The sequence below is a fragment of the Acinetobacter sp. ANC_7513 genome (assembly GCF_056779915.1).
Genome location: NZ_JBWYIW010000007.1, coordinates 49687 through 70998 on the forward strand (window position 1 = coordinate 49687; position 21312 = coordinate 70998).

At 40.0% G+C, this 21312-nt stretch carries 19 protein-coding genes; 11 read left to right on the forward strand and 8 right to left on the reverse strand.

Going from position 1 to position 21312, the window contains the following annotated elements:
- Positions 1-53: 53 nt before the first annotated feature.
- From AC1M9B_RS08965 to cysM, 4 genes are read right to left on the reverse strand one after another with little or no spacing between them, the layout of a single operon-like run.
- A complete protein-coding gene (locus AC1M9B_RS08965) occupies positions 54-2360 on the reverse strand; it encodes a RelA/SpoT family protein (RefSeq protein WP_035265331.1) in 2307 nt (768 codons plus the stop codon).
- A gap of 53 nt (positions 2361-2413) precedes the next feature.
- Positions 2414-3781, reverse strand: a complete 1368-nt coding sequence (gene rlmD / locus AC1M9B_RS08970) for a 23S rRNA (uracil(1939)-C(5))-methyltransferase RlmD (RefSeq protein WP_481608964.1) — start codon at positions 3779-3781, stop codon at positions 2414-2416.
- A gap of 9 nt (positions 3782-3790) precedes the next feature.
- Positions 3791-4612: a 3'-5' exonuclease gene (locus AC1M9B_RS08975; RefSeq protein ID WP_035265329.1), complete on the reverse strand. Its 822-nt coding sequence runs from the start codon at positions 4610-4612 to the stop codon at positions 3791-3793.
- Between the two features lie 16 nt (positions 4613-4628).
- On the reverse strand, positions 4629-5549 hold the full coding sequence (gene cysM, locus AC1M9B_RS08980) for a cysteine synthase CysM (RefSeq protein WP_481591540.1): 921 nt from the start codon (positions 5547-5549) through the stop codon (positions 4629-4631).
- A 150-nt stretch (positions 5550-5699) separates the two neighbouring features.
- Here cysM and AC1M9B_RS08985 point away from each other — a divergent pair, with 150 nt between their 5' ends.
- The 6 genes from AC1M9B_RS08985 to AC1M9B_RS09010 all read left to right on the forward strand — a co-directional run bounded on the left by AC1M9B_RS08985 (position 5700) and on the right by AC1M9B_RS09010 (position 12328).
- On the forward strand, positions 5700-8504 hold the full coding sequence (locus AC1M9B_RS08985) for a GacS-like sensor histidine kinase (protein WP_481608965.1): 2805 nt from the start codon (positions 5700-5702) through the stop codon (positions 8502-8504).
- 110 nt (positions 8505-8614) lie between these two features.
- Positions 8615-9403, forward strand: a complete 789-nt coding sequence (locus AC1M9B_RS08990; protein ID WP_092768311.1) for a crotonase/enoyl-CoA hydratase family protein — start codon at positions 8615-8617, stop codon at positions 9401-9403.
- Positions 9404-9438: 35 nt separating this feature from the next.
- Positions 9439-10314: an NAD(P)-dependent oxidoreductase gene (locus tag AC1M9B_RS08995; protein ID WP_171076746.1), complete on the forward strand. Its 876-nt coding sequence runs from the start codon at positions 9439-9441 to the stop codon at positions 10312-10314.
- 12 nt (positions 10315-10326) lie between these two features.
- On the forward strand, positions 10327-11100 hold the full coding sequence (locus AC1M9B_RS09000) for a hydroxypyruvate isomerase family protein (protein ID WP_481588703.1): 774 nt from the start codon (positions 10327-10329) through the stop codon (positions 11098-11100).
- A gap of 99 nt (positions 11101-11199) precedes the next feature.
- Positions 11200-11607, forward strand: coding sequence for a ribosome silencing factor (gene rsfS / locus AC1M9B_RS09005; protein ID WP_035265319.1), 408 nt, complete (start codon positions 11200-11202; stop codon positions 11605-11607).
- 103 nt (positions 11608-11710) lie between these two features.
- On the forward strand, positions 11711-12328 hold the full coding sequence (locus AC1M9B_RS09010) for a GNAT family N-acetyltransferase (RefSeq protein WP_481590354.1): 618 nt from the start codon (positions 11711-11713) through the stop codon (positions 12326-12328).
- A 41-nt stretch (positions 12329-12369) separates the two neighbouring features.
- Here the strand turns inward: AC1M9B_RS09010 and AC1M9B_RS09015 are convergent, their stop codons facing one another.
- Genes AC1M9B_RS09015 through AC1M9B_RS09025 form a run of 3 tightly spaced genes read right to left on the reverse strand, consistent with a single transcriptional unit; the run spans position 12370 to position 15281 of the window.
- Complete coding sequence (locus AC1M9B_RS09015; protein WP_481591544.1) at positions 12370-13815, reverse strand: NAD(P)(+) transhydrogenase (Re/Si-specific) subunit beta; 1446 nt, start codon at positions 13813-13815, stop codon at positions 12370-12372.
- 3 nt (positions 13816-13818) lie between these two features.
- Complete coding sequence (locus tag AC1M9B_RS09020; protein ID WP_035265316.1) at positions 13819-14142, reverse strand: proton-translocating transhydrogenase family protein; 324 nt, start codon at positions 14140-14142, stop codon at positions 13819-13821.
- A gap of 11 nt (positions 14143-14153) precedes the next feature.
- On the reverse strand, positions 14154-15281 hold the full coding sequence (locus AC1M9B_RS09025) for a Re/Si-specific NAD(P)(+) transhydrogenase subunit alpha (RefSeq protein WP_035265315.1): 1128 nt from the start codon (positions 15279-15281) through the stop codon (positions 14154-14156).
- A gap of 798 nt (positions 15282-16079) precedes the next feature.
- Here AC1M9B_RS09025 and AC1M9B_RS09030 point away from each other — a divergent pair.
- On the forward strand, positions 16080-17003 hold the full coding sequence (locus AC1M9B_RS09030; protein WP_481587564.1) for a DMT family transporter: 924 nt from the start codon (positions 16080-16082) through the stop codon (positions 17001-17003).
- A 53-nt stretch (positions 17004-17056) separates the two neighbouring features.
- Here AC1M9B_RS09030 and soxR read toward each other — a convergent pair whose 3' ends face one another.
- Positions 17057-17557, reverse strand: coding sequence for a redox-sensitive transcriptional activator SoxR (gene soxR / locus AC1M9B_RS09035; RefSeq protein WP_481608966.1), 501 nt, complete (start codon positions 17555-17557; stop codon positions 17057-17059).
- Positions 17558-17623: 66 nt separating this feature from the next.
- Here soxR and AC1M9B_RS09040 point away from each other — a divergent pair, with 66 nt between their 5' ends.
- The 4 genes from AC1M9B_RS09040 (at position 17624) to AC1M9B_RS09055 (ending at position 21222) form a co-directional block, all read left to right on the forward strand.
- Positions 17624-18076 (forward strand): RidA family protein, encoded by a 453-nt coding sequence (locus AC1M9B_RS09040; protein ID WP_481587565.1) that lies wholly within the window; start codon positions 17624-17626, stop codon positions 18074-18076.
- A complete protein-coding gene (locus AC1M9B_RS09045) occupies positions 18069-19271 on the forward strand; it encodes an MFS transporter (RefSeq protein ID WP_035265309.1) in 1203 nt (400 codons plus the stop codon). Before AC1M9B_RS09040 ends, AC1M9B_RS09045 begins: the two co-directional genes overlap by 8 nt.
- A gap of 153 nt (positions 19272-19424) precedes the next feature.
- Entirely contained in the window at positions 19425-20594 is a 1170-nt protein-coding gene (locus AC1M9B_RS09050; RefSeq protein ID WP_481591546.1) for a zinc-binding dehydrogenase, read from the forward strand.
- Between the two features lie 148 nt (positions 20595-20742).
- Positions 20743-21222: a GFA family protein gene (locus AC1M9B_RS09055; RefSeq protein WP_481608967.1), complete on the forward strand. Its 480-nt coding sequence runs from the start codon at positions 20743-20745 to the stop codon at positions 21220-21222.
- Positions 21223-21312 lie beyond the last annotated feature (90 nt).

The following is a 21312-nucleotide window of genomic DNA, read 5'->3' on the forward strand; positions in this document are numbered from 1 at the left end:
TAACTCTATTTGAGTGATCAGTCATAAAAAAGCCTGCTAAAGCAGGCTTTTTTTTAATTTCCTTGAACCAAACGTCTTGCGCTAATGATGCCTGGTTGCTGTTCCAATCGAGCCAACAAGCGAGACAATTGAGCCAAACCTTTGACCTCAATCAATAGTTTCATATTGGCAATACCATCCGCTTCCGAAATAGTATTCACTTGGCGAATATTAATCTGATCTGAAAAAATCACTTGGGTTAGATCCTTCAGCAGTCCTCGACGATCATAAGCCTCAACCACAATTTGGACACTCTGTCCTCTTGTCGGTTGCATTTCCCAATCTGCTTCAACAGCGCGTTCAGGTTCTTGGCTGATCATACGCACATAATCCGGACAAGCCACCTTATGAATACTCACGCCACGATTGAGTGTGATATATCCAGCAATCGACTCACCATGAACAGGCTGACAACATTGTGCAATATGTAGTTCAACATTATCCAAACCGTCAATCAGAATCCCATGCGCTGATAATGTATGACTCGCCCGTGGATTTAATGCTGGCTTCAGCACTAACTCAGGCTCATCTTGATCCAAGTGCATATGACGATTGACTTGATTAATCAATGCATGAAGACTGATATCTCCACTCACCAAGGATACAAGAATGTCCTCACCTGTTTTAACGTTAAAGTGAGCACAATAATCACTCAAATCAATACTTTTTGGGTGAATTGCAAGACGTGATAATTCCTTGGTGAGAATCTCTCGACCGACTTCTAAGTTCTTACTACGGTCTTGCTGTCTGAACCAATGGCGCAACTTGTCTCTTGCACGTGCTGTCTTGATATAACCTAAAGAGTTCACCAACCAATCACGATTTGGCTCACGATCTTTCTTGGTCAGAATCTCGACTTGTTCACCTGTTTTTAATGTATAAGTCAGTGGCACATAACGTTGGTTCACACGTGCTGCATAACACTTATTACCAACCTCAGTATGCACATGATATGCAAAATCTAAAACGGTTGAATTACGCGGTAATTCTTTAATGTCACCATCACGACTAAAAACATAAATTTTTTCAAAATCTTCAAAATCTTGAAGCTGATTGAAATTTTCAGTTTCGTCTTCATTCGGATGCGCACCTGCTTCATTTCGTTCTTGATAATGTTCAAGCACGGAACGTAAAGAGTGCAAACGATGATTAAATGAATAATCTGTAGTTTTCGCACCTTCTTTATAATTGAAATGAGAACAAACGCCTAACTCAGCTTCTTCATGCATTTCAGTGGTTCTGATTTGTATCTCTAAAGATTTATTTTCAGCAATCACTGCAGTATGTAAAGAACGGTAGCCATTGGCTTTTGGGTTAGTGATGTAATCATCAAACTGATGGGGAATATGACGCCAGATTTGATGTACGATCCCCAAAGCGTGATAACACTCAGATACATTCTGAACCAGTACACGAACAGCTCGAATGTCATATAGCTGATCGAAACTTAAGTTCTTACTTTTCATTTTTCGATAAATCGAATAAATGTGTTTCACACGACCTGAGATTTCAGCCTCAATGCCATGCTTCAATAACTCACTTTTCAGCTTATCGACCACGAATTGAATATATTGTTCGCGCTCTAAGCGTTTTTCATTGAGTAAAGATGCAATTTCTTTATAGCGCTCTGGTGCTAAATAACGGAACGCAAGATCTTCAAGTTCCCATTTTAACTGCGCGATACCAAGACGATGCGCCAAGGGCGAGTAAATGGTCAAAATTTCTCGTGCGACACGCTCTTGACGCTCTTTTGGAGAGTTTGCCAACTCACGCAAAGCCAGCGTACGCTCAGCCAACTTGATTAATACAACGCGAACATCCTCTGTTACTGAGATCAACATCTTGTAAATCCCAGTTAAATGTTCACGCTGATTATTATTGAAGTGATCTTCTAAACGTTTATTTTTTTCGATCAGCTCTGACAACTTACCCATTGCCAAAGTGCCTTTCACCAAATTGTAGACACTTTCACCAAAGCTTTTACGAATCTCCTCAAGCGACGTCATGCCCTCACGCACACTACGATAAAGCATCGCTGCTGACAAAGTATCTTCATCAACATGTAGGTGAGCCAAAATATCTGCCATACCTAAGCCAGTCGCGAAGGTATTGGTTTTATGATGGTGATCAGAAGTCAGTTCTTTTTTTAAAACACTAAGAGCGACTTCTTCTAATTTTTTAAGTTCTGCACCGTCTAAAATAATCCGCGCACGGTCTAGCCAAGTTGCTAAACCAAGTTGCGCTTCAGCGGCATGTTCTACAGTCGTTTCCTCAGACAACTCAGTCAGTCGTCCAGGTAACTGCTCACGTACTGTGACCATACCCTTCTCCTTTTTTAAATCTAATCTTCATTTTATTAAATCAACACTTAGCACTAGCTTTTTTCAAATAAAGCAATAGATTCAACATGGCCTGTATGACTGAACATATCCATCACACCAGCTTTCTTCAACTGATAACCATGTTGTACTAAAATCCCTGTATCACGTGCTAATGTAGCAGGATTACAGGAAACATAGACGATTTTTTTTGCACCAAAATTTGGCACATAGTGCATAACTTCTTCAGCTCCAGCGCGTGGTGGGTCTATTAAGAGTGCATCGAACCCTTGATTTGCCCAAGAATGTTGCGAAAAATCTTGCGTTAAATCCTGAGCATAAAATTTTACGTTTGTGATGCCGTTTTTCAGTGCATTTTCTGTCCCACGCATCACCATTTCCTCACTTCCCTCCACCGCGACGACCTCACCCCGTGTTACAGAACGTGCAAGTGGCAATGAGAAATTCCCTAGACCACAGAATAAATCAAGAACACGCTCATTTCCGCTCAGGTCAAGCAATTCACATGCCAGCTTCACCATTTGTGGATTAATGGTGGGGTTAACCTGAGTAAAGTCAGTTGGTTTAAAACCAAACGTCACGTTAAAATCCGGTAGTGAGTAATGTAATCGCTCAGATAGGTCACCATCCGCACGATGAACACTACTTACACCAGCTGGTTGCAAATAAAGCTGCCATGATCTTTCTAACGCAAATTCACGCAGTTGGTTGACATCATTTTGCAGTAATTTGTTGGTATGACGTATCAAAAGTGCAACCTCTTGATCTCCTTTCGCCAATTCGATATGACCTATATCTGCTTTTGCTTTTAGATTTTCAAGGAGTACCTTGAGGTGAGGTAACGCAGCATCTAGCTCTGCATCTAAAATTTTGCAGGTTTTAATTTCTGTAAGCTGATTAGATTGAACCTCACGAAAACCCATGACTAGTTTATTTTTTTTAGCAATGTAGCGAACGCCAATACGAGCCTTGTGACGATAATCTTCACGTGTCGAACGCAATGGTTCTAGCCACGACTCTGGAAGAGCACCTGCAAAGTGGGTGAGATGCGACTCTAAAACTGATTGTTTTAAACGAATTTGTTCATCTAATTTTATGTGCTGCATATTACAGCCTCCACATTTTCCAAAATGTGGACAAACTGGCTGTGTACGAATTGGACTCGGCGCCCCAATCAACTGCACACAATCAGCTTCTTCTAATTTTTTTGCCTGATGGGTAATTTGAGCTTCTACTGTTTCTCCTGGCAGTGCAAAACGAATAAAAACCTTTTTACCCAATTTTTCTTGAGGATGTTCCTGTCCTTGAAAATGTGCGATCCCTCGCCCTTCATGTGAAAGTCTCTCAACTGTAAATGTATAACGAGGAAGTTGAGATGAGCGATGTGCGGCACGTTGTTTCAAAGAGATAACCTAATGTTGAGTTGATTTAAAATCAGAAGCGGTGAAGTCAGTTTTTTCAGCAGTTTCTTGCCAAATACGCAAAAATTCTGTTTGCTGGGGTTGACCTTGAAGATAATGAATCGTCGCTTGAATCCACAGACGATGATCTTCAGGCAAAATCTGTCCTTTTAACAATACATAGCGCAGATAGACTAACCATGTGTTTAAAACATCCCCTTCACAATAACTGGTTAATTCTATCCAATTATTGTTACGAACATATTCAGGGATAAAATAACCTGGTGTTCCGCGCTTACCCGGGTAACCGAGCATATAAGCGACATCATCCAGTTTTTGGAAGTGACGCGCATTAAACATTGCCATAAAATCCATCAAATCAATATGACGATGATGGTAACGATTCTGGTAGTTATTATAGCGCTTTTGTGTATCAATTTCGCCTTGATCAAACAGACTTGGCGCAGACAACCCATGATACATTGCTCTATACATAATAACAGGCAGATCAAATTGGGAGCCATTCCAACTGACTAAAGTCGGATTACGTTTATCAAAAATTGATAGAAATTTTTGTAAAATTTCAGGTTCTGAATAATGTTCACGACTGAATGAAAATAATTTCATTCCCGCCTTTTCATCAATCCATAGTCCTGAAATACAGACAATTTCATGTAAAGCAAGTCGCTGAAAGTCAGTGCCCGCTTCTTGACGTCTTAACTTACTCAGCGCTTGTTCAATACTATCTTCTGGTAAATCTAAGCCATATAGATGCGCTCCTGATTTAAGATCGGTCAATGTTTCAATATCAAACACTAAAACAGGTAAGCGCATATAGATTTACTCGAATTTATTGTTCATCTTCTACAGAGAATAACCCTGTAGAGAGATAACGATCACCACGATCACACACGATACATGCAATCACAGCACTAGGATGTTGTTCAGCGATTTTTATTGATGCCCAAACTGCACCACCAGAAGAAGTACCAGCACTAATTCCTTCCTTACGTGCCAATTGTCGAGCCATTTTTTCAGCTTCAACTTGTGGAATATCCATAATTTGATCAACACGAGAAGCATCAAAAATCGTCGGTAAATATTCTTGAGGCCAACGGCGAATACCTGCAATATTCGACCCTTCAGATGGCTGTAGACCAATAATTTGAATATTTGGATTTTGTTCTTTGAGGTATTTTGAAATCCCCATGATGGTTCCCGTTGTTCCCATCGAACTTACAAAATGCGTAATTTTACCGCCAGTTTGTTGCCAAATTTCTGGACCAGTTGTCAAATAGTGTGCTTGGACATTGTCTGGATTACCAAATTGATTGAGTACTAAACCTAGACCATCTTTTTCCATTTGCAATGCGATATCACGAGCTTCTTCCATATTCTCGGATTCAATAAGCTCAGCACCATACGCACGCATTGCATCTTTGCGCTCTTGACTAGAGCTTGCAGGCATAATCAATTTCATTTTATAGCCACGCATTGCCGCAACCATGGCTAATGCAATACCTGTGTTACCGCTAGTCGCTTCGATCAGCGTATCACCTGGCTTAATGTCACCACGTTTTTCAGCTTGCATGATCATGTTATATGCTGGGCGATCTTTGACAGAGCCCGCTGGATTATTACCTTCCAGTTTTGCCAATACAGTCGCTTGAGTATGACTTGCCAGACGCTGTAACCTAACCAATGGGGTTTTACCCACATAGTGGTCTAATAAAAAATCGTCTGATTGAAAATCTACTTGTGTATTACTCATTATTTGCACCTATATTGAGGTGCAGGTATTGTATGAAAAAAAGTATCTCACTGCATCAATTTCAAAGGCTTTTTAATGAGGGTGATTAAAGCACCATCATTTTTTAAAGCGTGCTAATATGCCTAACATGGGGAATGAGTCACTCTGCACATGTCGAATTTGAATAAAAAAATCTTCAATCGCTTAAAACTAAACCATGCTTATGGGCAATTGATTGCCCTTATTTTTGTCCCCATTGCAGTACTGGCAAGCGTCGGCTCTGCACTGGTGCTCACAGAAACCTCCAATTCTGCAAAATCAGAACAACGCTTTGCCGCAAATGCAATTTTAAGTCGTTATAAATACACGACAGAAAACCTACTTATTGCGCTAGAAAACAATCCCTCACAAGCGCAACAAGACCGCGCTAAAAGCATCTTACAAAAGATGTTTAATGAAAAATATTTACTCAGTGTCGCAGTCCTAGACCAACAACAAAAACCATATTTTGGGTTAGGCTATCGCAATGAAAAACCTTGGCCTAGCTTCCCGACCAATGTACAAACATTTGGTCCGATTAAAGATCAACATAATCATATTTATGGCTTAGCATTAAATACGCCTGATCAAAGTAAAAAATGGCTTGTTATCGAGCTAGATAATCAACCTCTAGCCATTTCTCAATATCGTGTTTTCATTGTACTGATCACGACGGGTTTGTTGACACTTTTACTCTTATTACTGTGCTTGAACTTTTATTCACGACGTTGGATTGCGCCTATGTACGAAATACGTATGCAATTACAGCGACTCAATGCAGACACACTCGACCAACACATGGTCATCAATAGTACTGGCGAGTTAAGGTTACTCCAACGTGATATTGCGAATGTCGTGAAGCGTCTACATTTCAGCTTTTTAGAGCTGAAGGAACATACCGAGCAGACCGAAGACGATTTAAGACGTACGCTTGATACACTTGAAGTGCAAAATATTACTTATAAACAAGCACGCGATCAGGCCATTTCATCCAATCAGGCAAAATCTGTTTTTCTTGCCAATATCAGTCATGAATTGCGTACCCCGCTGAATAGTATCGATGGTTTTATTCACTTGTTATTGCGCCAAGAGAATCTCAGCAATGATCAAAGCCTGTATTTGCAAACGATTCGCAAATCCTCTGCACATCTTTTAGCACTGATCAATGATGTCTTAGACTTTTCAAAAATTGATGCCGGTAAACTTGAATTAGAAACCGCATCATTTGATTTAGAAGAAGCGATCTTCGATGTTATGGACATGTTGTCGCCATTAGCCGCCCAAAAAAATATCGATATGGCCTTCTACTATGCCGATAACATTCCAAAGTATGTGATTGGCGATGCTTTACGTTGTAAACAGATTTTGACTAACCTGATTTCAAATGCCATCAAATTCACTCCTGATGGTGAAATTATTGTACGTGTTCGCATGGAGCATGACGATCTAGAACATTGCCTATTGCATTTCAGTGTTCAAGATAGTGGTATTGGATTAAGTGGTACAGATCGTAAACGGTTATTTGAATCATTTTCTCAAGGCGATGCTTCCGTTACTCGTCAATTTGGTGGCACAGGTTTAGGGTTAGCAATCTCAAAACAATTGGTTAATCTGATGCATGGCCAAATTGGCTTTGAAGATAACCAAGAACGCGCCCCAACTGAAAAGGGTTCAACATTCTGGTTTACTGCGAAATTTGCGGTTGATGAATATGAAATTATTCATCCGCAATTCCATGACATGCGTGTCATCTCCTATTTAGCCCACCCTGCAACTGCGAATGTTTTACGTCATTATTTAGAAAATTATGGTGTTGAACACACAGAAGCTCAATCCATTCTAGATTTATTCAGCCGTCTAAACGGTTTGACACATCAACCCGAAAATACGTGGTTGATTGTAGATCACAGTGGTGATCCAGAGGCTTTATTAAAAGAGATTCGCGGACGTTATCAAGGTCACTTAGCCGTATATGGCTATCAGATGGCACTCGACCTCAACATGTTGAATGAATACAAAGCGAGGCCACTGTATCAACCTCTGAGCCGCTCATCATTAATTCAGCTCTTGGAAAATCAGCCAATATTTGAAGTTGAACCTCATGATAACTTTAAAGCCCTTAATTTACATGTACTTGCAGTAGACGATCATCTACCAAACTTAATCGTTTTAGAAGCTTTGCTCGGCGAAATTAATGTTCAAACAACTAAAGCGCAAAGTGGACAAGAGGCACTACAAATTTTACAACAACAGATTCAAAATGATGAAAAGCCGTTTGATCTGATATTTATGGACATTCAAATGCCAGTGATGTCTGGCATCGATACGACTCGTGCGATCAGATCGTTAGAATCCACCATCGAGGGACGTCACACACCAATCATTGCACTCACAGCACATGCTTTAGCAGATGAGAAACAAAAATTACTTAAAGTCGGCATGGATGACTATGTCACCAAACCAATCCAAATGGATCAGATTATTCAGATTCTGACCCATTGGAGCAGTGATAAGTTTATTCATCCAATTAAATCCCAAGAAAAAAATTTACGTATCGAAACCTTAGATCATCAGGTTTTAGATTGGAAACAGTGCGTTCAATTGGCAGCGAATAAAGAAGACTTAGCACAAGATTTATTGAAGATGCTGGTGGACAGCTTCCCGAATGAACTTGCTGAAATAGAACAACTCATCGAACTTGAAGATTATCCGCAGCTCGAACATGTACTACACCGTTTATATGGGGCAACACGCTACGTCGGCACTCCGAATTTACAAAACATCACAGGTGAATTTGAACAGTTCGTTTCAACGCTGCGTAAAGAGCGTAGAAAAGCAGATGAGCAATTTATTGAAAATGTGATGAAACGACTGGATGAATTAAAAGATGCGATTGTACAAGTAAAAGAAGCAGCCGAGTCTATTTTGAATCATTAATAGACGATCAACGCACTGTATTAGGCAATACGTGATGACTCTACTGTCACGACAGTCTATTTTGGACATGTTATGCTTAAAACAAGGAACAATAAACTCGAGTCACAATAATGGCTGTAATACGTGTAGAAAAAAATAATGGCATTGCGACGGTTTTTCTGAATCGTCCCGACAAACGTAACGCGATGAGCTTTCAACTTTTGAAAGAGTTGGTGCAAGTCGCAAAAAAAATTAAATCTGATCGTACTATCCGCTGTGTGATTCTCACTGGTGAAGCCAACGTATTTAGTGCAGGTATTGATTTAACAGACCTGAATAATCCACAAAATCGTGCTTATGCCGCATGGGAACTCATCAAGCCTGGTCAAAGTCTATTTCAAAAAGCTTTTTTAATCTGGCAAGAACTCCCAGTTCCAGTCATTGCAGCTATTGAAGGGTATTGCTTCGGTGCAGGTATGCAATTGGCTTTAGCGGCTGATATTCGAATTGCTCACCCCAACACCCAAATGTCGATTATGGAAACCCGTTGGGGCTTAGTTCCAGATATGGGGTTAACACGCTCAATCAAAGGTATTATTGGAGTCGACCTAGCCAAAGAATTATCATTAACAGCACGTGTATTTGATGGTCAATATGCCAAAGAAATTGGATTGATCACACATGTTGATAACGCGCCGATGCAAAAAGCTCAACAGCTTGCCGACGAAATGTTGCAGCGCTCACCTGATGCCTTAGCTGCAGTAAAACAAGTCTTAGATGCGATGGAACACGCACCCAAAAAATCACTTCGTCTTGAGAAAATTTGGCAACTCAAATTACTCCTTGGCAAAAACAGTCAAATTGCGCGTAAAAAAGATAAAAATCCAGATTTGGAATTTCTACCACGTCAATTCAAATAAATTGGTTTTCAAACTTAGATCAGGGATTAGCTTCAATAATGATTAACGGTCAAACTAAAATCGCATTCTTAGGTATGGGTTTAATGGGTAGCAGAATGGCGACTCGATTGATACAGGCTGGGTTTTACACTGCTGTCTGGAACCGAAGCCCCAACGCATGTGAGCCGTTAATCCAGCTTGGGGCACATCCCCTTCAACTCTCTGAGATAGCACAATTTGATCTGATCCTAACTTGTTTAGCCGATGACAATGCGGTAGAGGCTGTTTTTTCTCAAATTGAATCACTGATTCAACCCAAGCAGATTATTGTGGACTTCTCGAGTCTATCTGTGGATAAAACTAAAAATCTTGCACAACGTGCAACTGCTAAATCAGCGCATTGGATAGATTCTCCTGTGTCAGGTGGAACAGCTGGTGCTGAAAATGGCAGTTTAGTTATTTTTGCTGGCGGACCATCGAGCATCATCGAATCTTTACAACCAATGTATCAAGTTCTTTCACAACGTGTAACCTGTATGGGTGGAACTGGAACAGGACAAGCCACCAAAATTTGTAATCAACTCATCGTTGCTGCAAATAGCACACTCATCGCAGAAGCTGTTGCTTTAGCAGATCAGGCGGGTGTTGATACTCAACTGCTTGCACCTGCCTTAGCAGGTGGATTCGCCGACTCTAAACCTTTTCAAATTTTAACACCACGTATGGCAACGCATGAGTTTGAGCCTGTGCAATGGAAAGTTCAGACGCTGTCTAAAGATTTAAATAATGCCTTGAGTTTGGCTCGACAATTTGACCTTAATATTCCTGTCGCTCAACAAGCCTTAGAACAATTGAAAGCGCATCAATCCAATGGCTTTTCTGAATCAGACCTTGCCTCAGTCATTCTGCAAGTTGAACAAAACAATAAATAGGTCGCATTCAATATGAAGCTCGCTGTTAATTTATCGATGATCTTTACAGAAGTTCCACTCATTGAACGCTTTGCGCTGGCTGCTGAATATGGGTTCCAACATGTAGAAATTCAATTTCCATATGAGCTGAGTATTGAGCAAATTCAGCATGAACTTAATGAACATCAACTTAGCTTGTGTCTCATCAACGTTCCTGCCGGAGATTTAATGCAAGGCGGATGCGGATTAGCAAGTATCCCAAGTAAAACTGATGAATTTAAACAAGCTGTTGACTTAGCGATTGAATATGCATGCTCACTCAATATACCTCGAGTGAATATTTTGGCTGGCAAGCAACCAGATAATGTTGAATATCAGGTCTGCTATGAAACCTTAGTCTCAAATCTTAAATTTGTCAGCGAGATCTTCACAGCGCATGGGATTCAACCCGTTTTTGAGATGATTAATGGCTTTGATATGCCCAACTTCATGATTCAAACAATGCATCAAGCCAAAGAGTTACTGAAAGACGTCAATCATCCAGCTCTAAAAATGCAATTCGATTGCTATCACATGGCTAGAATGCAAGAAGACCTGATTCTGTCACTCAAAGAAAATATGCAACACATTGGGCATATCCAATTTGCAGATGTACCAGGTCGCCATGAACCACTCACAGGGATAATTGACTATCCCGCTATTTTTGAATGCATTGCAAATAGCATGTATGAAGGATTTGTCGCAGCCGAATATCGCCCCCAATCTCATTCAACAGATTCTTTCGAATGGAAAAATAAACTTCTTTAATATCATCATATTGTGGTATAAAATTTGTTCAAAGTTTGAATTTTCAAGCAGAAAGCGCTATAGTGAAAGATGAGTTATAGTCAGGAAAATACACTTCTCATGAATTTAGAACCATCGCCCGGCGCTTCTAATTCTCACGAACTCTCTTTGAATTCTCCAAAACAAGACGTTCAAGCTTGCTTAAAAGTTGTTCAAGAAGCATTGCTTGACGTTAAAGCAAAAGAAATCACAACGATTGATGTTAGCGAAGTGAGCAATGTTGCAGATGCAATTGTCATTGCTTCAGGTACTTCTACACGTCACGTGAAAGCGCTTGCAAACAACGTCGCTGATGAAGCACGTAAAGCAGGTTTTCGCCCTATCGGTATTGAAGGCGAAAGCGATGCAGAATGGATCCTTGTTGATCTTGGCACTGTTGTAGTACATCTGATGTTACCTACAGCACGTAAGTTTTATGATCTAGAAAACTTATGGCGTAATGCTTCAACTACAGATTCTGTAGCATAAACATATTAAAGCGACCTTCTTGGTCGCTTTTTTATACTGTGCATTTTAAATTTATAACAATAAAGCCAACAAAAAAGAACTCACTAATTTGGTTTACCTTAATATGACCATGATAAAAGCCACAAGAACAGATCACGATGCATTAGTAGAAACATTAATGCAATCCTTTTGGAACGAAGAGTTTTGCAACTGGGCGATCCAAGCTGAAAAACTGAGTTTCCAACAAAAACATGAAAAACTAGAGCAATTCTTTAGTATTCAATTGAAAGATATCGCTCAACCATATGATGAAGTCTATACCAATCCCGATCGCTCAGTTGCTGCACTTTGGATTCCGCCAAATCAGTGGGATTTAAACCTCATTCAGCAGGTTAAACTACTCCCTCAATTAACGAAGATTATCGGTTTAAGACAACTGGTGAAATTTATTCACATCATTAATCTGGTGCAGAAACATCATCCCAGTGAGGCGCATTATTATTTACAACTCATAGGTGTAAGTCCTGACCACCAAGGACAAGGCTTAGCCAGCAAAGTCTTAACACCTATTCTCACCAAGAGCGATCAACACGGTATCCCATGTTATTTAGAAACTGCAACACCAAGCAATGTTGGACTCTATCGTCATTATGGATTTGAAGTGATCTTTCACCTTCGGGATCTGCCCTACGATGCACCTGAAATTTGGGGAATGTGGCGAAAACCTACACATGAAAAATAAAAAAACCACCCGAAGGTGGTTTTTTTAAAACAGTCTATAAATTAGTGACCTGTACCATTAATGGCTTTCGTCATATCTTCAACAACTTTCTTCGCATCACCAAAGATCATCATTGTTTTGTCGTTATAGAACAAGTCATTATCAAGACCCGCATAACCTGTCGCCATAGAGCGCTTGATCACCATAATGGTACGAGCTTTATGTGCTTCAAGAATAGGCATACCATAAATTGGCGAGTTTGGATCATCTTTCGCTGCAGGGTTAACGACGTCATTCGCACCGATGACCAACACCACATCTGTTGCTGGGAAGTCTGAGTTAATCTCATCCATCTCTAAGATGTCTTCGTACGGAACATCTGCTTCAGCTAAAAGGACGTTCATGTGACCAGGCATACGACCTGCCACTGGGTGAATCGCAAAACGTACAGTTACACCTTGCTCTTTCAATAAGTTTGCAAGCTCTTTCACCGCATTTTGAGCACGACCTTGCGCCATACCATAACCCGGTACAATAACAACACTGTCTGCATTTGACATTAAGAAACCAGCATCGTCAGCAGAACCAGAACGGTAGTTGCGTTGAACTGCTGCACCAGCTGCTGCTGTCGGTGCTGCAGCACCACCCATTGCACCACCAAACAATACGTTGATGATTGAACGGTTCATTGCTTTACACATAATATAAGACAGAATTGCACCTGACGAACCTACAAGCGAACCTGCAACAATTAACATATTGTTTTCAAGCGTAAAACCAATCCCTGCTGCCGCCCATCCAGAGAATGAGTTAAGCAAAGACACCACAACTGGCATATCACCACCACCAACAGGCGCAATCCATATCCAACCAAAGGCTAAAGCAAGTGCTGTCATTGCCCAGAACGAGGTCATGTTACCCGTCAAGAAGAAGTGAATCCCTGCTGCTAGCATAGCAATAAAAATCAAAGCTTGAACAGGTTTAACCCATGCACCTGAAATCGTTTTTGCCCATTTCTTTGCCGCCAATTTACCATAAGCAAATACCGATGCAGTGAATGTAATGGCACCAACGAAACATCCTACGAATAATTCGAATAAATGTACGCGACTCATTTCATGGAAGTTCACACCATTTGCAGCCAGTAAGTCTGGCCCAAGCTCGACAAGCTTGTTGTTGTGAATAATTGCAGCGATCGCAATCAACACTGCAGCAAGACCCACGAGTGAGTGCATGAGAGCAACTGTTTCTGGCATTTGTGTCATAGGCACTGTACGAGCTCGAGCAATACCAACAATCGCACCCAATACCATTGCACCGACAATCATCCATACCACAGGATTATCAGCAACAAAGAAAGTTGTTAACACGGCGATTGCCATTGCAATCATACCGTAACGGTTACCTGCAATTGCTGTCTTAGGACCAGACAAGCCACGCAAAGTTAAGATAAAAAGAACGGCACCGATTAGGTAAAACCAATCCGCATACTCACGAATAAATTCCATGTATTAACCCTCTTTTTTCTTTTGCTTTGGCTTAAACATTTCAAGCATACGAGCGGTTACTGCGAAGCCACCGAAAATATTAATGCTTGCTAAGAAAACAGCGATCGCACCTAATACACTCACCACATTGATGGTTTGAAAATCAACAGCCCCCTCAACACCCATAACAGGTAGACCAACAGTTTGGATCATCGCACCGACAATAATAATTGAAGACAATGCATTCGTTACGGCCATCAGCGGCGTGTGAAGCGCAGGTGTCACTCCCCAAACAACGTAATAACCTACGAAGATTGCGAGGACAAAAATTGTAATAGTTTCAACCATGATCAGTCTCCTTAACCACGCTTCAACAGCACTTGACCACCATGAGTGACAAGCAATGCTTTTTGGATTTCATCTTCTTGATTAATGCTGTAGTTTTTATCTTGATCAAAAAGCGTTTCAACAAAGTTATAAACGTTACGTGCATATAGCGCTGAAGCTTCTGTAGAAACGGTCGCTGGAATATTTGGAATACCCAAAATTTTCACGCCATTATCAGTCACAACAGTTTCACCGCATTTTGAGCCTTCAACGTTACCGCCAGTTTCAACTGCCATATCGAGGATGACTGAACCTGGTTTCATTTTGGCAACTGTTTCAGCTTTAATTAAGCGCGGTGCATCACGACCTGGTAAAAGCGCCGTCGTGATCACGATGTCAGCATTCGATACCGCTTTGTCTACAATTGCAGCTTGGTCTTTAATATATTGTTCACCAGGCATCCAACCATAACCATTTTTTGCAGCTTCATCGGCACGCGCTTGCTCTTCTGCTGACATTGGTACGTCTAACCATTTACCGCCTAAAGATTCAACTTGATCTTTGGCTGTTGGACGTAAGTCTGTCGCTTCAACAATAGCACCTAAACGTTTGGCTGTTGCAATCGCTTGTAAGCCTGCTACACCAACACCCATAATGACTACACGAGCTGGTTTAACCGTACCCGCCGCTGTCATTAACATTGGGAACATACGTTGGTACTCTGCCGCCGCAAGAAGCACAGATTTATAACCTGCCAAGTTTGCTTGTGATGACAACACGTCCATATTTTGGGCACGAGATAACGTACGTGGTAATAACTCAAGTGCAAATGCAGACACTTGCTGAGCAGCGAATTGATCAAGTTCCGTATTACGGTACGGATCAAACATCGCAACCACTGTGGTGTTTGGGGCTAATTTTTGTATTTCTTCGCCTTTAGGTGCGCGAACTTTTAAAACCAATTGACTGCCGGTATAAGCATCATCAACAATTTTTGCACCAACCTGTTCATAGGCACTATCAATATAAGCAGCTTTAACACCTGCATTACGTTGGATAACGACACTGTGACCAGCACCAATTAACTTCTTTACTGTTTCTGGTGTCGCAGCTACACGACTTTCACCAACTACAGTTTCGGTAGGGATTCCGATCTGCATGAGCATTCCTCAAGCTAATTTTTCTTAAAGTAGATATCGCATTCCTGCGATATACCCCTGGATGTATTCATGTGAATTTTTTGGATTCTAATTGAACTTTTTTAAATTACCACCCAATATTTATTTAATAAATACCCTCATTTTGAACTCATGATTCACGATCATCACAAAATTTCATGGTACTTGATCTATCATTTTCATAAAAAATAGTTCCAGTTTCGTTTAATTTTCGATCCATTTTTTAACAAAAAAGAAACTTTTTTCTAATTTATCGTCAGTATAGGGAGCTTGACTTTATTAAGCTTTGATCATTCTGACATTTTTTAGCTTTCTTTTTATCCCTTTTGATTGTGTTAAAGCGCCGTGCATGTCACATTTTTAGTTGCTTCTTTCATTCTCATAAATTTCAATTTGCCGAATTGACAAAAAATCAGACTAATCGATTCAAATTCTCACGACATTCTTAAAAATTATAAATAAGACAAAATTTAGATAAATCTAGGTTTACACATTGGGCTTAGATTTTGGCTTAAAGATGAAATACAAGATGACAGATTCTTGAAAAGAATGCTTACAAACCGTGCAAAAAAAATTTGAAATATTTTTTTGATGTATTTTTTGGGTTGATAGACCACTGTTTTTTTCATATTACGCACCACAATGATGCATTTAAACAAAAAATCAAAACTTCTTATGTCGCTAGGTAGGTGATTTAGCGAAAATTAGAGATTGAATTTTAGAGCTTACAATGAAGATTGGCTTATACTTCCATTACTTAAAAATTGATTTTTAACATTTATGGTACTTAAGCTGACTCCCACTCAGTTAGGGAGTTTATGTGCGCTGTTGGCAGCATTCTTGTTTAGTAGTAAAGCGATCTTAATCAAACAAGCTTATGCAGTTTCTGAAGATGTTGATGCAACATTGCTGGTTGCCTTAAGGATGCTCAGTGCCTTACCCGTTTTTCTTTTTATTTGTTGGTTGAACCGACACCGTAATCGCGGATTTTCAGCGCAGGATTGGGCCCTACTCCTCGTTGCTGGTTTGATTGGATATTATTTTTCAAGTTGGCTCGATTTTATGAGTCTGATGTACATCAGTGCCTCTTTGGAGCGTATTATCCTATTTCTATATCCCACCATGACAGTAATTGCATCAAGTGTAATTTTCAAACATCCTCTTTCAATGAAGACTATTTTTGCGATTGGACTAAGTTATGGCGGCACGCTTATAGTGATGCTCCAAGAACAAAGCAATGTGCCTCATGAAAGTAATTTTTGGCTAGGTGTGAGTTTAGTTTTCGCAAGCGCGATTTGCTTTGCGAGTTATCTATTGATGACTCCAAAATTAATCCAAAAATTTGGATCGTGGAATTTTACGGGCTTAGCAATGTCTATCGCCTGCTTAGGGACGATTCTTCACTACTTTATTGCTCAGCCAAGTCCTATATCCAATATCCTTCAACAACCCATAGAAATAATCGGATATGGTGTTGCATTAGGTATTGGGGTAACGGTGATTCCAACTATTCTCATTGCGCAAAGTATTGCTCGTTTGGGTGCTTCTCAAACAGCCATGATTGGTTCACTTGGTCCAATTCTGACCATTATATTGGCAACTATCTTTTTAGGGGAATCAATGAATATGATTCAATGGTTTGGTTGTGCGCTGAATATATTGGGTGTGATGATGATTACGCTTTCCAAAACTAAACTGAAATAAAGACAACATTAACCTCACAGTTCAAATTTCAAAATAATGCTTCACGATGAAACTTAGTCTTCATAGTGAATTTCTATTTTCCCTTGATCATCGTCAAATTTAATGTCGAGTGGAACAAAGTGGGAACCCGACGATGTAGACCCCATTTGATCATTTTCATTTCTTAGTGGGCATTCAGTTAAAGATAAGCACCCACAACCAATGCACCAATCCAGTTGTTGACGAAGTTGAAGCATATTTAAGATTTTTTGATCTAAAATTTTTTGCCATGCACTCGATAATGCGGTCCAATCTGATTTAGTCGCGGTTTTATTCTTAGGGAGTATGTTAAATGCTTGCTTCACTTCAGAGAGTGGAATCCCAACCTGCTGTGCCACTTTGATGATGGCAATCCTTCTCAGCATATATCGTGGATATCGCCGTTGATTTCCTTCCGTCCGCACACTCCAAATAAGAGCTTTGTCTTCATAAAATCTGAGTGCTGCGACCGATACACCACTTCGAGCAGCTAACGCGCCTATACTGAGCCACTGTTGTAATTTTTGTTCTTCCATGCTCTTGACCTCAAGTTAAGTTGAGCTTTCATAATACTTTTCTAAGCTTAATCCAGAGAAGATAGAATGACAAAACCAAATAAGCCACCATTTAGTTTAACAACTAAAAATCCACCTCAGCTTTATTCCCCAAGGCAATTTGGATATAGCCACATCTGTGAGGTCAAACATTTCAACACAGTCGTTCATATATCAGGTCAAGGTGGTGAAAATGCCGAAGGACATTATTCCACTGATTATTCAGAACAACTCAACCAAGTCTTCGAAAATCTCAAAATCGCTCTCAGCTATGCACATATCGACTTTTATAACATTGCTGTTCTAAGCGTATTGATTGTCAATTTTGACCAACAAAAACATCACCTGTTAAATCTGAAAATGAATACAATATGGAAAGATCAAAATTTCCCAGCATGCACACTAATCCCTGTGTCTCGCTTGGCATTAGACGCCATGCAAATTGAAATCGAAGCCACAGCTTACTGCTCCTCATCCACTGAGCCATTTATTCATGTATAACGATCTTGACGATTTAAATAAAAAAGACATCACGAATGACACTGCTTTACTTTGGTTGATGGCCATTGCTTGTGGTATTTGTGCAGGCGCTAATTATTATTCGCAACCCTTAATTCACTCTGTTCAACTTTACTTTAATGCCCCTGCAACAGATGTGGCATTAACTGTTACTTTGGCTCAAGTCTCTTATGCTGTCGGACTACTTTTTATCGTACCACTTGGTGATATTCTCAATAAAACGAAATTAATCCCATTTTTAATGTTCTTTGCAGCAGTGGGATTATTTATTTGTGCTTTTTCGCTCAACCTTTATATGTTATGGGCTGGCACAATTATCACTGGGCTTTTCTCGGTTGCAGCACAAATTTTGATTCCGTTTGCCACGATGGCGGTTCGACCAGAACGAACAGGCGAAGTCGTCGGGTTACTGATGAGCGGATTATTGGTAGGCATTTTAATTTCGACCAGTTTAGCTGGTTTGTTATCCAACTTATTTAATTGGCAGCTCATTTATATCGTCAGTGGAATTTTGATGTTAATGGTCGCTGTGGTACTTAATATTCGTCTGCCTTATATTCCTAGCTCTAAAATTAGTTATTTTGCTGTGTTTAAATCCATGGGGCTGCTACTCAAAGAAGAGCCTCGTTTAATTTATCGCTCTATCATTGGTGCCTTTGCATTTGCAACGATGAGCATCCTCTTCTCGACCATTTCTATTTTACTTAAATCCTCTTTTTCTCTTGAAGATGTCATGGTGGGTTTAGTCACTTTGGTTGGCGTATTTGGCGCCTTGTCCACCAAGAAAATTGGTAAGATCGCCGACCGTGGTTACGTCAAACAAATCACTTGGTTTGGCATTTTAATCCTAGGTAGCGCATGGATATTCCTTTATTTAGGTGCATTCTATTTAAGTTGCTATATCATCGGTTTTGGACTGATGAATCTCGGTCTAGCATTGGTGCATAGTAGCAACCAGAATGTGATTTTTAATTTAAGACCGGATGCTAAATCTCGTGTAAATTCACTTTATATGACCAGCTATTTTATTGGTGGCGCAAGTGGTTCCGCGCTAGGAATTTATGCTTGGGATCATGGTGGATGGGCAATGGCGTGTATCGTAGGATTAATCTTGGTCAGTTGTACAGCACTATTCACGCTAGTGGATCAACGTTATCATCGAACCCAACTAAGCTAACTCATAAAATATGCATGTTAAGCCTCTATAAATGGAGGCTTTTTCAATAATTTAGCCTCCGCAGTCATCATTCAGTCCTCTAAAGCTGTGTATCTCTTGTGCGTAATCACACACACTGTTCACTATCATTATAAAAAATATTCGTGAACAAGAATGAAAGCAGTTGTATGTCATCAAAATGAATTAACACTTGAAGATGTCAGCCATCTAACACCATCACAAGGACAAACTTTATTAGAAGTTGTGCGATGTGGTATTTGTGGCAGTGATTTACATATGCAACATAGTTGTGACCACATGCATGAACTTACGGCTAAAGTGGGTCTAAAAGGTGTTGCAAAGTCAACAGACCGTTTTGTCATGGGGCATGAATTTTGCGGTCGTGTTCTAGATTATGGTCCTAAAACTAGAAAAAAATTTAAAACAGATACCTTAGTTTGTGCGATGCCACTATTGAAAGTTGATCAGTGGGGTTATCAAGCGACTGGTCTTTCCCCTCAAGCTTCTGGTGGTTATGCCGAACAAATCTTGGTGCAATCTCAACTCATGTTTGCGGTGCCAAATGGATTACATCCCGATCTTGCAGCAATGACCGAGCCAATGGCGGTTGCTTTACATGCAGTACGTCGGAGCAGAATAAAGAAATCAGAACCCGCAATTGTTATTGGTTGTGGTCCAGTAGGCTTAGGTGTCATTTTAATGCTCAAAGCGATTGGTGTGAAAAAAATTATTGCCAGTGACTTCTCACCAAATCGCCGTCGGCTGGCTCAACTTTGTGGTGCAGATGTCGTCATTGATCCCAAACAATCCTCACCTTTTGAGAGTTGGAAAGAATACGGTTTATTGGGTGATGCTTCTGAAGCAATTAACTATGGAATCGGTATTTTCGAAAAGATACAGTCTATGCATATTCCATGGTGGCATGCGTGGCGTGTGGCTGACAAATTAGGTGCTTTACCCAAACGTCCTGTGATTTTTGAATGTGTCGGGATGCCAGGCATCCTTCAACAGATTATTAACGGTGCGCCATTATTTTCTAAAATTATCGGTGTGGGTGTATGTATGCAATCCGACAGCATCGAACCCGCTTTGGCTTTAAACAAAGAAATCGAAATCCAGTTTGTGATTGGTTATACGCCACTTGAGTTCAGAGATGCGCTCCATATGATCGCTGAAGGTCAAATTGATTGTTCTCCTCTGATAACGGGCGTTGTAGGTCTTGCAGGAGTCAAAGATGCTTTTCAGGCCTTAGGTGATCCTGAACAACACGCTAAAATTTTGGTCGACCCCAAAAAGACCGGATCTGATATCAGTGCACTTTAGATAATCTTTAGGTTCTATACGACATAAGTGCGATTTTTTTACTATGGGGCTCAAACTTGATCAGAGTCCTTATTTATCCTGCGTGATACTCAATCGAACTTTAAAATTTTAATTTCATCTATGAATAGATCTTAAACAAGGAAGTTTTATGTCAAATTTAAATCACATGCCTTTCAATGTTGAAGCAAGTTGTTCTTGTGGCGCAAATACTTTTCGCTTTTCTCATGCACCCATCGCACATTTTATTTGTCACTGCCAAGTTTGCCAAGAATATACAGGTAAGGCATTTTCAGATGTTTTAGTATTCTTGAAACAAGATGTTTATGATTTAAATATTAAACATACTACTTTTAAACGTTTGAAGTCACCACCCAATATCCGTCGTGGGATATGCAAACAATGTCAGTCCCCTTCTATTGAATTTGGAATATTAGATCAGTTGGTATTTATTCCTAAATGGAACTTAAAAGACTTCTCGCAAGTTCCCCCTGAAAATATGCATATTTTTTACCATCGTCGTGTGCAAGATGTAGCTGATGATTTGCCAAAAAATAATGGTTTTATCCAGAGTCAAACTCAAGCAGCTAAGTTTATTCTTGAAGGGTTAGCTAATAGAATTCTAAAATAAAATCATCAATAAAATATGACTTCACTTGAACACTTTTTAAACCAATGATTGAAAAATTTAAATTATATCTCTTTCATAAATCAAAAAAAG

Bases quoted from the DNA above. Each gene is read 5' to 3' on its own strand.
- AC1M9B_RS08965 (WP_035265331.1), bottom strand. From the start codon at position 2,360: ATGGTCACAGTACGTGAGCAGTTACCTGGACGACTGACTGAGTTGTCT.
- AC1M9B_RS08975 (WP_035265329.1), bottom strand. From the start codon at position 4,612: ATGCGCTTACCTGTTTTAGTGTTTGATATTGAAACATTGACCGATCTT.
- cysM (WP_481591540.1), bottom strand. From the start codon at position 5,549: ATGAGTAATACACAAGTAGATTTTCAATCAGACGATTTTTTATTAGAC.
- AC1M9B_RS08985 (WP_481608965.1), top strand. From the start codon at position 5,700: ATGTCGAATTTGAATAAAAAAATCTTCAATCGCTTAAAACTAAACCAT.
- AC1M9B_RS08990 (WP_092768311.1), top strand. From the start codon at position 8,615: ATGGCTGTAATACGTGTAGAAAAAAATAATGGCATTGCGACGGTTTTT.
- AC1M9B_RS09000 (WP_481588703.1), top strand. From the start codon at position 10,327: ATGAAGCTCGCTGTTAATTTATCGATGATCTTTACAGAAGTTCCACTC.
- rsfS (WP_035265319.1), top strand. From the start codon at position 11,200: ATGAATTTAGAACCATCGCCCGGCGCTTCTAATTCTCACGAACTCTCT.
- AC1M9B_RS09010 (WP_481590354.1), top strand. From the start codon at position 11,711: ATGACCATGATAAAAGCCACAAGAACAGATCACGATGCATTAGTAGAA.
- AC1M9B_RS09015 (WP_481591544.1), bottom strand. From the start codon at position 13,815: ATGGAATTTATTCGTGAGTATGCGGATTGGTTTTACCTAATCGGTGCC.
- AC1M9B_RS09020 (WP_035265316.1), bottom strand. From the start codon at position 14,142: ATGGTTGAAACTATTACAATTTTTGTCCTCGCAATCTTCGTAGGTTAT.
- AC1M9B_RS09025 (WP_035265315.1), bottom strand. From the start codon at position 15,281: ATGCAGATCGGAATCCCTACCGAAACTGTAGTTGGTGAAAGTCGTGTA.
- AC1M9B_RS09030 (WP_481587564.1), top strand. From the start codon at position 16,080: ATGGTACTTAAGCTGACTCCCACTCAGTTAGGGAGTTTATGTGCGCTG.
- soxR (WP_481608966.1), bottom strand. From the start codon at position 17,557: ATGGAAGAACAAAAATTACAACAGTGGCTCAGTATAGGCGCGTTAGCT.
- AC1M9B_RS09040 (WP_481587565.1), top strand. From the start codon at position 17,624: ATGACAAAACCAAATAAGCCACCATTTAGTTTAACAACTAAAAATCCA.
- AC1M9B_RS09045 (WP_035265309.1), top strand. From the start codon at position 18,069: ATGTATAACGATCTTGACGATTTAAATAAAAAAGACATCACGAATGAC.
- AC1M9B_RS09050 (WP_481591546.1), top strand. From the start codon at position 19,425: ATGAAAGCAGTTGTATGTCATCAAAATGAATTAACACTTGAAGATGTC.
- AC1M9B_RS09055 (WP_481608967.1), top strand. From the start codon at position 20,743: ATGTCAAATTTAAATCACATGCCTTTCAATGTTGAAGCAAGTTGTTCT.